Raw genomic sequence first — 14,404 nt, forward strand, 5'->3', positions numbered from 1 at the left:
CGAGCCACCCCTCTCCCGCAACCCGATCCCCAGCCCAATCGGTTGCCGAGCCACCGGGTCAAGGCACGCTTTCCCGCCTTGACGCGGTGTCTCGGCAACCGAACACTGAAAGATCGGGTTCGGGAGGGACTCTCTCGATCGGGGCGTAGCGAAGCGAAGCCGGCGATTGAGAATCAGATCAGCTGCCGCGCCCGTGCGTAGTGGCAAGCCGCCGGGTGGCCCTGCCCTCGGTCGACGAGCAACGGCTCCTCGTCGATGCACTTCGAGCGCTCCGCATCCGTCAGCTCGTTCGCGAACTTCGGGCACCGCGTGCGGAACCGGCACCCGCTCGGCGGGTTCGCCGGGCTCGGCACGTCACCGGTGATCACGATGCGCTCCCGCGAGCGTTCCTTGCGCGGGTCGGGCACCGGGATCGCCGAGATCAGCGCCTGCGTGTACGGGTGCGCCGGGTTCTCGAACAGCTCCTCCGACGGCGCCGTCTCGACGATCTTGCCCAGGTACATCACCGCGATGCGGTTGGCGATGTGCCGGACCACGGACAGGTCGTGCGACACGAACAGGTACGACAGCCCGAACTCCGACTGCAGGTCCTGCAGCAGGTTCAGCACACCGGCCTGGATGGACACGTCCAGCGCCGACACCGGCTCGTCCAGCACCAGCAGCTTCGGCTGCAGCGCGAGCGCCCGCGCGATGCCGATGCGCTGCCGCTGGCCGCCGGAGAACTCGTGCGGGTACCGGTTGCCGTGCTCGGGCCGCAGGCCGACCGTGGCGAGCAGCTCGCGCACCCGCTCCCGGCCGCCCTTTTCGTACAGGTTGTGGATCCGCAGCGGCTCCGCGATGATCTCGTTGACCGGCATGCGCGGGTCGACCGAGGCGTACGGGTCCTGGAACACGATCTGCATCTGCCTGCGCAGGGACTGCATCTGCTTGCGCTGCAGCTTGCTCAGCTCGGTGCCCTCGAAGAACACCTCGCCCGCGGTGGCCGGCTGCAGGTTCAGCACCACCCGCGCGGTGGTCGACTTGCCGCACCCCGACTCGCCGACCAGCGCGAGCGTCTCCCGCTCGTAGATGTCGAACGACACCCCGGACACGGCCTGGACCTCGCCGATCTGACGCCGGATCAGCCCGCCGCTGCGCACCGGGAAGTGCTTGACGACGTTGCGGGCCGACAGCACGGGGGTCCGCTGGTCCTGCTCGGGCAGCACGCCGGCTGCGCTCTCGCTCATTCGGTCTTCTCCCCGGGGGTCACCGCGGCCACCGCGTCGACGTCGTCGACCGAGGTGGGGTTGAACAGATCAGTGGCTTCGCGGCCGGCCAGCTCGTCGCTGAAGTGGCAGGCCGCCTTGTGCAGACCGTCGGTGGTCGGCGCGAGCACCGGCTCCTCCCGGTCGCAGATGTCCTGCGCCATCGGGCAGCGCGGGCTGAACGGGCAGCCCGGCGGCATGTTGACCACCGAGGGCGGCGAACCCGCGATCGGGGTGAGCCGGTCGGTCTTGATGTCCAGCCGCGGCAGGCTGCCGAGCAGGCCCAGCGTGTAGGGCATGCGCGGGGCGTAGAAGATGTCGTCGACCGTGCCGGCCTCGACCACCTTGCCCGCGTACATGACCTGCACCCGGTCGGCCTGCCCGGCGATGACGCCGAGGTCGTGGGTGATCAGCACCATCGCGGCGCCGGTCTCCTGCTTCGCCGCCTGCAGCGCGTCCAGCACCTGCGCCTGCACCGTCACGTCCAGCGCGGTCGTCGGCTCGTCGGCGATGATCACCTCGGGCCGGTTGGCGATCGCGATCGCGATCACCACGCGCTGCCGCATACCGCCGGAGAGCTGGTGCGGGTACTCCGTGGCCCGCTGCTGCGGGTTCGGGATGCGCACCAGGTCCAGCAGCTCCACGGCCTGCTTGCGGGCCACGTCCTTGCGCACGTCGTGGTGCGCGGTGATGGCCTCGGCGATCTGGTCGCCCACCGGGTAGACCGGGTTCAGCGACGTCATCGGGTCCTGGAAGACCATCGCGATGCCGCTGCCGCGGACCCGCGTCATCTCCTTCTCGGACAGCTCCAGCAGGTTGCGGCCCTTGAAGTTGATCGTGCCCTTGACGCGCGCCGAGCGGGGCAGCAGGCCCATGATCGCCAGCGAGGTCACCGACTTGCCGGAACCGGATTCACCGACGACGCCCAGCACCTCACCGCGGCCGAGCTGGTAGCTCACACCGCGGACGGCCTGCACCAGGCCGTCGTCGCTGGGGAACTGGACGGTGAGGTCCTCCACCGAGAGGACGGGGTCGGCCGTCGTCTGGGAGTCGAACGAGGTCATGCGCGCACCTTCGTCTGCTGGGGGTCGAACGCGTCGCGGAGCCCGTCCCCGATGAAGTTGATCGTCAGCGCGATCAGGATGATGAACAGGCCCGGGAAGTAGAACAGCCACGGGCGGGTGTCGACCGCCGTCTGCGCGCTGCTCACCAGCAGGCCGAGCGAGGTGTCCGGCGGCCGCACGCCGAAGCCGAGGAACGACAGCGCGGTCTCCAGCAGGATGCCGATGGACACCAGGATCGTCGCGTTCACGATCACCGAACCGAGCGCGTTGGGCACCAGGTGGCGGAAGATGATCCGGCCGTCACCGGCGCCGAGCGCGCGGGCCGCCTCGATGAACTCCTTCTCCCGCAGCGACAGCACCACGCCGCGCGCGACGCGGGACACGTAGGCCCAGTACAGGCCGGCGATGACGACCGCGATCAGCCACCAGCTGCCGCCCGCGTTGTGGCCGAGCACGGCGGCGACGGCCAGCAGCGGCAGGGTCAGCACGAGGTCGGCGATGCGCATCAGGACGGTGTCGATCCAGCCGCGGTAGTAGCCGGCGACCGCGCCCCAGATCGTGCCGACGACCGTGGAGAAGATCGCGACCAGCACGGAGATCTGCAGCGAGATCTGGGTGCCGCGGAGCACCTGGGCCAGCATGTCCTTGCCGACCGCGTCGGTGCCGAACGGGTGCGCCAGCGACGGCGCCTCGGAGTTGTCCGGCGTGATGTCCTCGGGCCCGTACTTCCAGAGCCAGCCGCCGACATAGGCCAGCAGCACGATCACGATCAGCAGGATCAGGCTCGCCACGGCCAGCCGGTGTTGCATGAAGCGGCGCAGGACCAGCTGGAACTGGCCGCGCTCCTGGACGGTGAACTCGCGCTCGACGGTGCCCTTGGGGCTGTCCTGCAGCTGGGCCGTCGCGGTGGTTTCGGTGGTCGAAGGCTCAGGCATGGCGGATCCTCGGGTCGAGCACGCCGTACAGCAGGTCGGCGACAAGGTTGAACAGGATGACGAAGGTCGCCGAGATCAGCAGCCAGGCCTCGACGGCGTAGACGTCGCTCTGGGCGATGGCGTCGAGCAGGAAGGTGCCCGCGCCCTGCCACTGGAACACCTTCTCGGTCACGACGGCGCCGGAGATGATGGACGCGAGGTCCAGCGCGGTGACGGTGGTCAGCGGGATGAGGGCGTTGCGCAGCGCGTGCCGCCGCATCACGACGCCGCGGGACAGGCCCTTGGCGCGGGCGAGCCGCACGTAGTCGCTGTTGAGCACCTCGAGCATCGACCCGCGCTGGAAGCGGCTCCAGGAGGCGTAGGAGATCAGCGCCAGCGAGATGGTCGGCAGGATCATGTGCCCCAGCACGTCCGTGAAGTGCGCCCAGAAGCCGCCCTTCACGTAGATCGAACTCGCGCCGATCGTGTAGAAGACCTGGTCGCCGACGGCGTTGTTGATGTTGATGCCGGCCTGCTTCAGGAGCACCGCGAGCCAGAACGCGGGCATCGACAGGAAGAGGAAGCCGAAGAAGGTGGCCGTGTAGTCCAGCTTGGAGTACTGCTTCACGGCGCTGACGGCGCCGACGACGATCGCCAGGATCAACGCGATGACCATCGCGAGGAAGATCAGGCGGAACGTGACGCCGAAGCGGGAGATGACCTCGGAGCCGATGTCCATCGTCGAGTTGACGGACGGGCCGAAGTCGCCGCGGAAGATGCCGGTGATCCAGTTCCAGTACCGCTCCATCAGCGGCTGGTCCAGGTGCAGCCGGTGGGTCTCGGCGGCGATGGTCTGCGGTGGCGGTGGCGGATTTCGGGTGATGAGGTTGCTGAGCGGGTTGGCCGACAGCGACACCATCACGAAGACGACGAACGTCGACAAGATGAGGATCGGCACCGACACGAGCAGCCGGCGCAATGCGAAGGCGAGCATGGAGGTCTTCCTGCTGAAGTTCGACCAGCACGCCGCTCGTGACGGCGGAACCGGGCGGCGCGACCTGTCTAGTTGTGGTGGTTTTGTGCGGTTAGGGGGTGGGGGAGACCGGCGTCGCCGGTCTCCCCCACCGAATTACTTCTCAGTAATGTACTCCGGTCAGGGGGTCAGCCCTTCCGGATGCCCCATTCCTGCATGTTGTAGACCGGCCCGTCGAGGGTCGAGTTGTTGCGGATGTTGGCGATGTTGTCGTACGACGCGATGAAGGTCGGCTTCTGGTACAGCGGAAGCACGTACGCGTCGTCGGCCATGATCTGGTCGGCCTGGTTGAGCAGTTCCGCCGCCTTGGCCTGGTCGGTCTCGGCGTTGGCCTGCGCGATCAGGCTGTCGACCTGCGGGTTGGAGTACTCGCCGTAGTTGCTCTCCGAACCGGTGGTCCAGTTCTGCTGAGCACCGGAGAACGGGAACGGCGAGGCGACCCACGCGAACACGATGATGTCGAAGTCACCGTTGCTGGTGGTGTCACCGAGGTCGTCGGTGGGGATGATGTCCACCTTGACGCCCAGCTGGCTGGCGGCCTGCTGGAACAGCTCGCACTCGTTCTGGCGGATCTGGTTGCCCACGGTGTAGCGCATCCGCAGGGTCGGCACCGCCGCGCCGCTCGGGTCGATCAGCTGGTCGCCCTGCAGCTTGTAGCCGGCCTCGGTGAGGATCTGCTTCGCCTTGTTGATGTCACCCGTGCCCTGGCCGGTGGACGAGATGACGTCCTTGTAGCCCTCCTGGCCCGGCATGAAGTTGTGGTTCTGCAGCGGCTTCACCTTGTCGGTGAACTGGCCGACGGTCTTGTTGATGATGCCCTGGACGTCGACCGCGGTGTAGAGCGCCTGGCGCAGCGCCTTGTTGGCCAGCGCCGGGTTCTTCAGGTTGAAGTCGAAGTGCTCCCAGGTCAGGCCGAGGCCGATGTAGGAGGACACGTTCGGGATGTTGCGCACCTGGTTGACCAGGTCGACCTGCGGCTGCGGGTAGATGACCTGGACCTCGTTGTTCTGCAGGGCCGTCGGCTCCTGCGAGGCGTCGGTGATGATCCGGAAGATCACGCGCGACAGCTTCGGCTTGGCGCCCCACCACGCGGGGTTCGGCACCATGGTGACCGACACGTTGTTCTGGAAGTTGTCGATCTTCCACGGACCGCCGGACCAGGTCGGGACGGTCTCGCCGAACCACTTGTACGACGCGGCCAGGCCGGCCGGGGTGTTCAGGTCACCGTGCTGGGCGGCCAGGTGCGCGGGGTACATCGCACCGGTCGAGCTCCACAGGACCTTCCAGTCGGTGAACGGGTCGGTGAAGGTCACCGTGACCGTCTTGCCGTTGTCCGAGCCCACGACCGAGGCGATCCGGTCGTAACCGGAGGTGCTGGCGGGGGCGCAGTCCGGGCAGTCCTTGCCGTTCTGGACCTTCCAGTTGTAGATGAAGTCGTCCGCCGTGATCGGCGTGCCGTCGGACCACACGGCCTTCGGGTTGATCTTGTAGACCACCGTCTGCGGGTTCGTGCTGGTGATGTCGGCCGAGGTCACGAAGTCCGTCGCCAGCGTCGGCTTGAGGTCCGGCGTCGTGTAGAAGGTGTAGGGCAGGATGCCCTTGGTCACCATGCCGGTCTCGAAGACGTTGCCCTCACCGGACGTGACGTTCCAGTTCGGGATGTTCTTCTCGATCGCGAAGGTGACGTCACCGCCGTCCTGCAGCTGGTCAGCGGCGGCCGAGTTGCACGCGTTGGCGTTGGCGTCGCACTCGGCGAAGGCCTGGCCGGTCTGCACACCGCTGTTGTCACCACCGCCGCCGCCACACGCGGCGAGGACCAGCGCGGCGGTCGCGGCGAGCGCGCCGATTCTGGCGGCACGTGACTTGGTCTTCCCTAACATTCATTCTCCTTGCTCGACGCCGTCGTGGGTAGCGAGGCGGCCTCGTCCTGTGGCGGCGAACTGTCGAGGTGATCGAGTTTGCCCACCGTAGTCGTGCAACCTAGGCAGCGGAACAGCCGAGACGGCCACTCAGCGTGAGATTGTGATGGAACAGTGACGCGCGGTCCCTCACTCGAACGGGGGACGAGTGTCGCCGTTCGTGGCCGCCGGTCCTGCCCACCGGATCTCGGTGCACGGGCACCCCTTCTTGGATTTCCCCTGCTACGGCGCGGTGCGTAGCTCGGGGGAGAATAACCGACGCGTCCCACTTTGTGGACCCCACGAAAGGACTAGTCATACGCCTGTGACAGGAACGCCACACAATCTTCTAATTAACCTGAAGTCGTGACCGCTACCTCCGCACGCAGGCTCCTGCTCGTCCACGCCCACCCCGACGACGAGAGCATCACCACCGGCGGGACCATCGCCCGCTACGCCGCCGAAGGGGTCGAAACGACCCTCGTGACCTGCACACTCGGCGAGGAGGGGGAGATCATCCCCAAGGCGCTCGACCAGCTCGGAGCGTGGGCGGCGGACCAGCTCGGGGGCTACCGAGCGGGGGAACTGGCCTCCGCCGTCCGGGCGCTCGGGTTGACCCGTCAGTGTTATCTGGGAGGTATCGGGCGCTGGCGTGATTCGGGCATGGCGGGCACGCCCTCGGCCGACCACCCGCGGGCGTTTTCCGGAGGAGATCCACATGAGCAGGCCGCCCAGTTGCGCGCCGTTCTGGACGAGACCCGGCCCCATGTGGTGGTGACCTACAACGACTTCGGTGGGTATGGGCACCCGGACCACATCCGGGCACACGCTGTAACCATGCTCGCCGTCGAGGACGCCCCCTACGTGCGGCGGGTCTTCCACATCGCCGCGTCCCGCGACGCCCTCGCCCGCGGGGTGGCGCGCCTGCGCGAGGAGCCCGGCCTGCCGTGGCGGCTGCCCGCCGACGGCGAGCTCCCGGTCACCCCGGACGAGGAGATCACCACCGCGATCGACGTGCGCGACCACCTCGACGCCAAGATCGCGGCGCTGGCCGCCCACGAGACGCAGATCAGCGTGCGGCCCCCGGCGTTCGCGTTGTCCAACGGCATCGCGCAGCCCATCGACGAGGTCGAGCACTATGTACTCGTGCGCGGCCCGGCGGAGGGCGCGGAGCGCGACCTGTTCGGAGGGCTGTAGGTGTCCAGGCTGCTGCTGGTGCTGCTGGTGCTCGACGCGGCGCTGCTGGCGGTGCTCGAGTTGTTCTTCCTGCCGCTGTACGTCGGCGGGACCATCCCGTTCCCGGTGACCGTGCTCGTCGCGGCGCTCACCACCCCGCTGCTCGTGCGGCTGGCCGGGCGGCTGGTGGCGCCGCGGGCGGCGTTTGCGCCGCTCGTCGCGTGGGTATTGGTCATAGTGATCGTCGGGCTGTTCGGGCCCGGCGGGGATCTCGTGCTGCTGCAGGACTGGCGAGCGTTGCTGCTCATCGCCGGCGGGGCACTGCCGGCGGCCATGAGCCTCGGTGGCGCGCTCGCCGTACCGCCGAAGAAGGGTGCTGCCAGCCGTGGGTGAAGCGATTTCCGATCGTCAGGTCGTCGGCGTGCTGCGCCCGGTCGTGCGCGCGTCCGGCCCGGTGCTGCACGCGCTCCGCACGCCGGGACGGCTGGAGGGCCTGGCTTCGGTGCGGGTGCCCGGTTCGGCCGCGTGGGAGGCGACCGACCGCGACGGCCACATCGACTGGTGGGTCAACCGCCTCGGCAGGCTGACGTCTCTGGTCACCTCGATCCCCGGCCTCGGCGGCGCGCTCGCCGACCGGCTGCCGGTGCAGGACGCGCTGGGCACGGCGGCGCAGGCGCTGCTGCTGACCGCCATCGCGGAGGAGTACGGCGTCCGCGACGTCGGCGAGAAGGTCCGGCTGGTCGCCTGGGTGCTCTTCCAGCGCGACATCGACCCGGCGCTCGCCGCGGGCAAGAACGAGGAGTTCGACGCCGCCGACGAGGACGCCGAGACCGCGAAGCTGGCCGGCGAGTTCTCCCAGGCGGAGCACCGGCCGCGCCGCATCACGCTGAAGTCGGCGGGCAAGACGCTGTGGCGCATGGGCCGCTCGCTGCTGGCCATCACCGACGAGCTGGAGAAGCGGCCGCACGGCCGGTTCTACCACCGGGCCGTCGGGATGCTGCCGGTGGTCGGCCTGGTCGGCGACTACCTCGGCGAGCGCAGCGGGCTGAAGCGGGTCGTGCGCCGCGCGGACGAGTGGCTCGCCCGCGCGGCCTGAACCTCAGTGGCGCCAGAACAGGAAGGTGTACTGGCCGACCGCCGCCGCGACGTCGTCGCCGCCGACCGCTCCGTAGATGAACGTGACCAGGTCCCAGAACGCGTCGCCGACCGCGGGCACCGCGAACAGCAGGGCGAACAGGACCAGCGGCGCCCACGGCCGCGCCTTCGCGCCGAACTCGCGCGCCTCCGGTGACAGGTACGGCTCGATCGCGCCGTAGCCGTCGAGCCCGGGCACCGGCAGGATGTTCAGCACGAACGTCGCGATCTGCAGCAGCGCCAGGAACGACAGGCCCGCCAGCAGGCCGATCGGCATCGGCACCAGCATCACGACCACGGTCAGCACGATGCCGATCAGCAGGTTGGACAGCGGCCCGGCGAGCGACACCCAGGACGCGACACCGCGGGTGCGCAGCGCCCAGCGGTTGATCCACACCGCGCCACCGGGCAGCGGGATGCCGCCGATGAGCAGGAAGACGAGCGGCAGCACGATCGACAGCACCGGATCGGTGTAGTGCCGGACGTCCATCGACAGGTAGCCCTTGGAGGCCACCTCGTAGTCGCCGCCCTTGAAGGCGACGAAGGCGTGCCCGAACTCGTGCAGCGTGAGTGAGAGCACCCAGCCGGCGATCACGAGGATGAAGACGCCGGCTACCACCATCGGGTCTTGGTCGGAAGTGAGCAGTGTGCTCGCGTCACCGAACGCGGCCAGTAGGCCACCCACTACGGTGAGTGCGAGAATGCCGAAGAAGACAGGACTTGGTCGGACCGCGGATCGTTGCACGGGGTCCAGTCTGTCGCATCCTGGCGAGTTGATGTTCGGCGTGTCCGCTTGCGCGACGGGGCAGAAGCATCCCCCAACCTCGCTACTCCGCTTGACCTAGCCTCATTACACGGGTGTAATCACAGTGCTGTTATTCGTTGCTGCAAGGGGGCGACGGTGACGGCGATGCAAGACCGCCAGCCTGGGGAGTGCGTGGAAGCAGAGGAGGCGGACGTGCGGTTGGAATCCGACGGAAGGGATTGGGGGAACGTCGTGGAGTGGCGAGAAGGCCCGGAGGTGGAGCTGGGCGAGCTCGTCGACCTCTTCGACAACGACGAGCCCCCCGAGTGGCAGGACCGCGCACTGTGCGCGCAGACCGATCCAGAGGCGTTCTTCCCGGAGAAGGGCGGCTCGACCCGTGAGGCGAAGCGGATTTGCCAGGGCTGCGAAGTGAAGGGCGAATGCCTGGAGTACGCGCTGGCGCACGACGAGCGCTTCGGCATCTGGGGCGGTCTGTCCGAACGGGAGCGTCGGAAGCTCAAAAAGCGGGCTGTGTAAGGAAATTTAACGCCTGCTTCACAACGAGGTGACAGGTCTCCGCGTGCTCGTGCGGGTGCGTGGAGTCACGGTCGGCTCAGCTAGGCTGGCGCGGCAGAAGATCCTCACCGATCGCCGCCGCCCACTGGAGAAGCCTTGCCCGACAACGTGAACGTCCCGGACAGGACCTCGAAGGTGGCCAGGATCGCCCCGGTGGCGGGCGTTTTCGTGGTGCTCGCCGCGCTGGGGCTGTCGGTGAACGCGGGACGACTGGGGTTCGACCTCGCCGGCGGACGGCTCCTCGAAGCCGGTTCGCTGAGCGAGGTCTGGTCGGCTTACCTCGCGGGCTGGCACGCTGTGAACGGTGGCACCGCGAGCGCCGCGCCGGCCGCGCTGGCCGTGCTCGGCACCTTCGGTGCGGTGTTCACGCCGCACGGGTTCGTGTCGTTGTTGATGATCGCCGACGCTCCGCTCGCCGGGGTGTCGGCGTTCTTCGCGACGCGGCGCTTGGCGGTGCAGCCCTGGGTGCGCGCGGTGATCGCCGCCGCCTACGGGCTGCTGCCCGCCGCGACCGCCGCGGTGTCGCAGGGCCGGCTCGACGTCGTGGCCGCCCACATCCTGCTGCCGCCGGTGATCGCCGGCATCGCGGGCGTGCTCGCCGATCCGGGGCAGCGGTGGCTGCACTCGTCGTCGCTGTGCGCGCTCGGCCTGGCGTTGCTGGGCGCGTTCTCGCCGCTGGCGCACCTGCTCGCGCTGGCCGGGCTGCTCGTCGGGTTCGTCGTGCTGCCCTCGCCCGCGCCGCTGCTCAAGCGGGCCGCGTCGGTGGTCATCGTCGTGCTGGTGCCGCTGGCGTTGCTGATGCCGTGGCCGACCGTGCTGGTGAACCACCCGGCGCTGGTGCTGCACGGGCTGAGCGGGCCGGGGGATCCGGTGACCGCGGTCGACCTGGCCGGGCTGGACCCGGGCGGCGCCGGGGCGTGGCCGGTCGGGCTCGCGTTGCTGCTGGCGGCCGTGATCGCGTTCGCGGTGCGGCCGGGCCGGGCCGCCGGTGCCGGGCTCGCCGTGGTGGTGCTCGGCGTCGCCGGGCTGCTGGTCGTGCGGCTGGTGGAAGTGGCGCCGCTGCAGGGCGGGCCGGTGTCGCCGGGTTTCGCCGGGGTGCCGCTGCTGGTCATCGGGGCCGGGCTGCTGTGGATCGTGCTGTCGGCCTGCCGTGGCGCGGTCGGAAAGCCCTTTCTCGCCGGTGGCGGGGTGCTGCTGGTGGCGCTGGCCGTCGGGGTAGTCGTGGCGGGCAGCGGCGGGCCGCTGCACTCCGGTGGCGGGCCGGCGCTGGCGCAGGACCAGGCCGACGAGCTGGCCCGCACCGGCCGGTCGGTGCTGGTCCTGGACGCCGGGGACGCGCCCGCGCTGCAGACGGGCGGCCGGATGCCGCGGTTCGGGGACGAGCATCTGGCGGTGAGCGCGGCGACGCCCGCCCGGCTGGCCGGGTGGCAGGACGCGCTGACCGACCCCGAGCCGGGCCGGACCAGGGCCGCGTTGTCCGGCGCCGCGGCGTCCGGGGCGCTGTTCGTGGTGCTGCCCGCGGGCGCCGATCCGCGCCCGATCGTCACGATGGCCGGTGACCTGGCGTCGTCGGTGGCGCCGACGTCCGACGGGCGGCCGGTGCTGCGGCTGCTGGAGCCGGGCGGGCAGGTCGTGTTGATCCCGCCCGGGGTGGCGCGCCAGGCGGTGACGTCGCAGGCGCCGACGAGCACGCTCGGGGTGACGCCGGTGGACGCGCAGCTGCCGGACGTGCGGGTGCGGGTGTCGGAGGGCGTGCCGGGGCGGCTGCTGGTGCTGGCCGCCGAGCACGAGGACGGGTGGCGCGCGCAGGTGGACGGCAAGCCGGTGCCGGTCGTGCCGGCGTGGGGGCACCAGGTGGCCGTCGCGGTGCCGACCAGCCAGGCCGAGGTGACGCTCGAGCACCCGTCGACGCTGCGGGACGTGCTGCTGCTGGTCCAGATCGCGGCCGCGCTGTTCACCCTGCTGACCGCGGTGCCGACCAGGCTGCGCGAACCACGCCCACTGGAGCCGACAGCGGAGCCGGCGCACTCCTGAGCGATCCGGCAGGCCCGCGCAGGACGGTCGCGAGGCACGAGCCGCTGGAGGGCCGGCGGTGGCGCCGGTGCGCTTCTCACCGGTGCCCGCTGCGGTGGAACCGCTGGCCGTGGTGCGCTCCTTAGCAATCCGGCAGTCCCGCGCAGCCGCTGCGCCCACGAGCCGGCCGGGGCCGCCGCCACCCACCCGAGAACCAACGGCCCGGAAACCACTCGTTCCGGGCACCGCCCGGGGAACTACTCGCCGCCCTCGATGATGTCCGGTTCGACGCCCAGGTAGCCCGCCACCTGCTCCACCAGCACGTCGTGCACGAGCTCGGCCAGTTCGCCCGGGTCCTTGGCCCGCGCCTCCAGCGGCCGCCGGTACAGCACGATCCGCGCGCGCGTCGGCAGGCCGACCCGGTCGACACCCGCCGGGACCAGGCGGGACAGCGGCACCGCCCCGTCGTGGAGCACCCCGTCGTCCGCCGGGCCGCCCGCGCCGCGGATCTCCGGCACGTCGTCGACCGCCACGTCGAGCTTGGTCAGCTGGTCCCGCCACCTGGCCTCGATCGGCTCCAGCGCATCGAGCACGAGCTGGTCGAACTTCTCCGCACGGCTGGCCGCGGCCGGCAGGGTCGCCGGGTACAGCGGCCCGCGCAGCCCGCGGCCATGCCGGTCCCGGCGGACACGCCGCCGGTGCCGGGAACTTCGAGCCATAGACACATCCGGAAGGTTACGCGTTGGCCTCGGTCGGTGGCCTGCACCGGTGCGCCTGCGCGCACTTGTCAGGGGGAAGCGCTATCGTCCCTGATCGTGTCGAGCGTACGAAAGTGTTCGCGAACGGGGTGCCTGAACCCGGCCGTCGCCACGCTTACCTACGCCTACAGCGATTCGACCGCGGTGGTCGGTCCCCTCGCGACGGCGTCCGAGCCGCATTCCTACGACCTGTGCGAGGCGCACGCGCTCCGCCTGACCGCGCCCCGGGGCTGGGAGGTCGTCCGGCACGAGGGCGAGTTCGCCGCCCCGGACCGGTCCGACGACGAGCTCACGGCGCTCGCCGAGGCCGTCCGGGAGGCCGGCCGGTCGGACAAGCCCGCCCCGCCGCCGGAACCGGAGGGCCCCTCCGGCCGTCGCGGCCACCTGCGGGTGCTGCCCGACCCGATCTCGTAGGTCACGCCACATCCGCCTGGCGTTCCCCCGGTAGGCTCTCGGGTATCCGCAGCCCATGGACAACTCTCGGGGAGAGCGCGTGTCAGACCTGTCGGCCATCGTCAAGGCCTACGACATCCGGGGCGTCGTCGGCGAGCAGCTGGACGCCGGCCTCGTACGGGACTTCGGCGCCGCCTTCGCGCTGCTGATCAAGCCGGAGTCGCCGTCGGTGGTGATCGGCCACGACATGCGCGAGTCCTCGCCCGGCCTGGCCGCCGCGTTCGCCGAGGGCGTCACCTCGCAGGGCCTGGACGTCGTGTCGATCGGCCTGTGCAGCACCGACCAGCTCTACTTCGCCTCCGGGTCGCTCAACATGCCCGGCGCGATGTTCACCGCGAGCCACAACCCGGCCAAGTACAACGGCATCAAGCTCTGCCGCGCGGGCGCCGCCCCGGTGGGGCAGGAGTCCGGGCTCGCCGAGATCCGCGACACCGTCGAGCAGGGCGTGCCGGAGTTCGCCGGCCAGCCAGGCAGCGTCACCGAGCGGGACGTCCTCCGCGACTACGCCGCGTACCTGCGCAAGCTGGTCGACCTGTCCGGCAGCCGCCCGTTGAAGATCGCCGTCGACGCGGGCAACGGCATGGGCGGCCACACGGTCCCGACCGTGTTCGAGGGCCTGCCGATCGAGATCGTGCCGATGTACTTCGAGCTCGATGGCAGCTTCCCCAACCACGAGGCCAACCCGCTCGACCCGAAGAACCTGGTCGACCTGCAGGCCAAGGTCCGCGAGGTGCGCGCCGACGCGGGCCTGGCCTTCGACGGCGACGCCGACCGCTGCTTCGTGGTCGACGAGAACGGCGACCCGGTGTCGCCGAGCGCGATCACCGCGCTGGTCGCCGTGCGCGAGCTGGCCAAGGACCCCGGCGGCACGATCATCCACAACCTGATCACCTCGCAGGCCGTGCCGGAGATCGTCGCCGAGCACGGCGGCAAGCCGGTGCGCACCAGGGTCGGGCACTCGTTCATCAAACAGGAGATGGCCGCCACCGGCGCGATCTTCGGCGGCGAGCACTCCGCGCACTACTACTTCCGCGACTTCTGGCGCGCCGACACCGGCATGCTGGCCGCGCTGCACGTGCTGGCCGCGCTCGGCGAGCAGGACCGGCCGCTGTCCGAGCTGACCGCGGAGTACTCGCGTTACGCGGCGTCCGGCGAGATCAACTCGACGGTCGACGACCAGGTCGCCAAGCAGCTCGCGGTCAAGGACGCGTTCGGCAGCCGCCCCGGCGTCGAGATCGACGAGATGGACGGCCTGACCGTGAAGCTGCCGAACAAGGCGTGGTTCAATCTGCGCCCGTCCAACACCGAGCCGCTGCTGCGGCTCAACGTCGAGGCCGCCGACGAGGACGCGGTCCGCGCGCTGACCGACGAAGTCCTCGCGATCGTTCGCAGCTAG

At 70.1% G+C, this 14,404-nt stretch carries 14 protein-coding genes; 7 read left to right on the plus strand and 7 right to left on the minus strand.

The features are described 5' to 3' along the window. Positions 1-173: 173 nt before the first annotated feature. From ABZ215_RS32205 to ABZ215_RS32225, 5 genes are all read right to left on the minus strand, one after another. On the minus strand, positions 174-1,226 hold the full coding sequence (locus tag ABZ215_RS32205; RefSeq protein WP_020422294.1) for an oligopeptide/dipeptide ABC transporter ATP-binding protein: 1,053 nt from the start codon (positions 1,224-1,226) through the stop codon (positions 174-176). Beyond that, positions 1,223-2,308, minus strand: coding sequence for an ABC transporter ATP-binding protein (locus ABZ215_RS32210; protein WP_354953964.1), 1,086 nt, complete (start codon positions 2,306-2,308; stop codon positions 1,223-1,225). The genes ABZ215_RS32205 and ABZ215_RS32210 overlap by 4 nt, the downstream gene beginning before the upstream one ends. Further along, positions 2,305-3,243, minus strand: a complete 939-nt coding sequence (locus ABZ215_RS32215; RefSeq protein ID WP_020422292.1) for an ABC transporter permease — start codon at positions 3,241-3,243, stop codon at positions 2,305-2,307. Before ABZ215_RS32215 ends, ABZ215_RS32210 begins: the two co-directional genes overlap by 4 nt. Then, complete coding sequence (locus ABZ215_RS32220; protein ID WP_020422291.1) at positions 3,236-4,216, minus strand: ABC transporter permease; 981 nt, start codon at positions 4,214-4,216, stop codon at positions 3,236-3,238. Before ABZ215_RS32220 ends, ABZ215_RS32215 begins: the two co-directional genes overlap by 8 nt. A 167-nt stretch (positions 4,217-4,383) precedes the next feature. After that, positions 4,384-6,135, minus strand: a complete 1,752-nt coding sequence (locus ABZ215_RS32225) for an ABC transporter family substrate-binding protein (protein WP_354953966.1) — start codon at positions 6,133-6,135, stop codon at positions 4,384-4,386. Positions 6,136-6,519: 384 nt separating this feature from the next. On the opposite strand from ABZ215_RS32225, the gene mshB reads away from it, so the two are divergent. Genes mshB through ABZ215_RS32240 form a run of 3 tightly spaced genes read left to right on the plus strand, consistent with a single transcriptional unit; the run spans position 6,520 to position 8,425 of the window. Continuing rightward, on the plus strand, positions 6,520-7,350 hold the full coding sequence (gene mshB / locus ABZ215_RS32230; RefSeq protein WP_020422289.1) for an N-acetyl-1-D-myo-inositol-2-amino-2-deoxy-alpha-D-glucopyranoside deacetylase: 831 nt from the start codon (positions 6,520-6,522) through the stop codon (positions 7,348-7,350). Beyond that, positions 7,351-7,722 (plus strand): hypothetical protein, encoded by a 372-nt coding sequence (locus ABZ215_RS32235; RefSeq protein ID WP_020422288.1) that lies wholly within the window; start codon positions 7,351-7,353, stop codon positions 7,720-7,722. It begins immediately after the preceding gene. Then, positions 7,715-8,425: a hypothetical protein gene (locus ABZ215_RS32240; RefSeq protein WP_237336063.1), complete on the plus strand. Its 711-nt coding sequence runs from the start codon at positions 7,715-7,717 to the stop codon at positions 8,423-8,425. Before ABZ215_RS32235 ends, ABZ215_RS32240 begins: the two co-directional genes overlap by 8 nt. A 3-nt stretch (positions 8,426-8,428) precedes the next feature. On the opposite strand, the gene ABZ215_RS32245 is transcribed toward ABZ215_RS32240, so the two are convergent. Beyond that, complete coding sequence (locus ABZ215_RS32245) at positions 8,429-9,208, minus strand: site-2 protease family protein (RefSeq protein WP_027936494.1); 780 nt, start codon at positions 9,206-9,208, stop codon at positions 8,429-8,431. A gap of 213 nt (positions 9,209-9,421) precedes the next feature. Here ABZ215_RS32245 and ABZ215_RS32250 point away from each other — a divergent pair, with 213 nt between their 5' ends. Together ABZ215_RS32250 and ABZ215_RS32255 are read left to right on the plus strand one after the other, a co-directional pair. Next, positions 9,422-9,745 (plus strand): WhiB family transcriptional regulator, encoded by a 324-nt coding sequence (locus ABZ215_RS32250; protein ID WP_026153473.1) that lies wholly within the window; start codon positions 9,422-9,424, stop codon positions 9,743-9,745. Positions 9,746-9,880: 135 nt separating this feature from the next. Beyond that, entirely contained in the window at positions 9,881-11,818 is a 1,938-nt protein-coding gene (locus ABZ215_RS32255; protein WP_354953969.1) for a hypothetical protein, read from the plus strand. Between the two features lie 236 nt (positions 11,819-12,054). Here ABZ215_RS32255 and ABZ215_RS32260 read toward each other — a convergent pair whose 3' ends face one another. Beyond that, complete coding sequence (locus tag ABZ215_RS32260; protein WP_020422284.1) at positions 12,055-12,516, minus strand: metallopeptidase family protein; 462 nt, start codon at positions 12,514-12,516, stop codon at positions 12,055-12,057. A gap of 96 nt (positions 12,517-12,612) precedes the next feature. On the opposite strand from ABZ215_RS32260, the gene ABZ215_RS32265 reads away from it, so the two are divergent. Both ABZ215_RS32265 and ABZ215_RS32270 read left to right on the plus strand, forming a co-directional pair. Next, complete coding sequence (locus ABZ215_RS32265; RefSeq protein WP_084506208.1) at positions 12,613-12,969, plus strand: DUF3499 domain-containing protein; 357 nt, start codon at positions 12,613-12,615, stop codon at positions 12,967-12,969. A gap of 79 nt (positions 12,970-13,048) precedes the next feature. Then, complete coding sequence (locus ABZ215_RS32270) at positions 13,049-14,404, plus strand: phosphomannomutase/phosphoglucomutase (RefSeq protein WP_354953971.1); 1,356 nt, start codon at positions 13,049-13,051, stop codon at positions 14,402-14,404.

The organism is Amycolatopsis sp. NPDC006131, assembly GCF_040614175.1.
GTDB classification, from domain to species: Bacteria; Actinomycetota; Actinomycetes; order Mycobacteriales; family Pseudonocardiaceae; genus Amycolatopsis_E; species Amycolatopsis_E tucumanensis.

Coding starts and splice junctions, on each gene's coding strand:
- ABZ215_RS32260 (WP_020422284.1), bottom strand. CDS start 12,516: ATGGCTCGAAGTTCCCGGCACCGGCGGCGTGTCCGCCGGGACCGGCAT.
- ABZ215_RS32205 (WP_020422294.1), bottom strand. CDS start 1,226: ATGAGCGAGAGCGCAGCCGGCGTGCTGCCCGAGCAGGACCAGCGGACC.
- ABZ215_RS32210 (WP_354953964.1), bottom strand. CDS start 2,308: ATGACCTCGTTCGACTCCCAGACGACGGCCGACCCCGTCCTCTCGGTG.
- ABZ215_RS32215 (WP_020422292.1), bottom strand. CDS start 3,243: ATGCCTGAGCCTTCGACCACCGAAACCACCGCGACGGCCCAGCTGCAG.
- ABZ215_RS32220 (WP_020422291.1), bottom strand. CDS start 4,216: ATGCTCGCCTTCGCATTGCGCCGGCTGCTCGTGTCGGTGCCGATCCTC.
- ABZ215_RS32225 (WP_354953966.1), bottom strand. CDS start 6,135: ATGTTAGGGAAGACCAAGTCACGTGCCGCCAGAATCGGCGCGCTCGCC.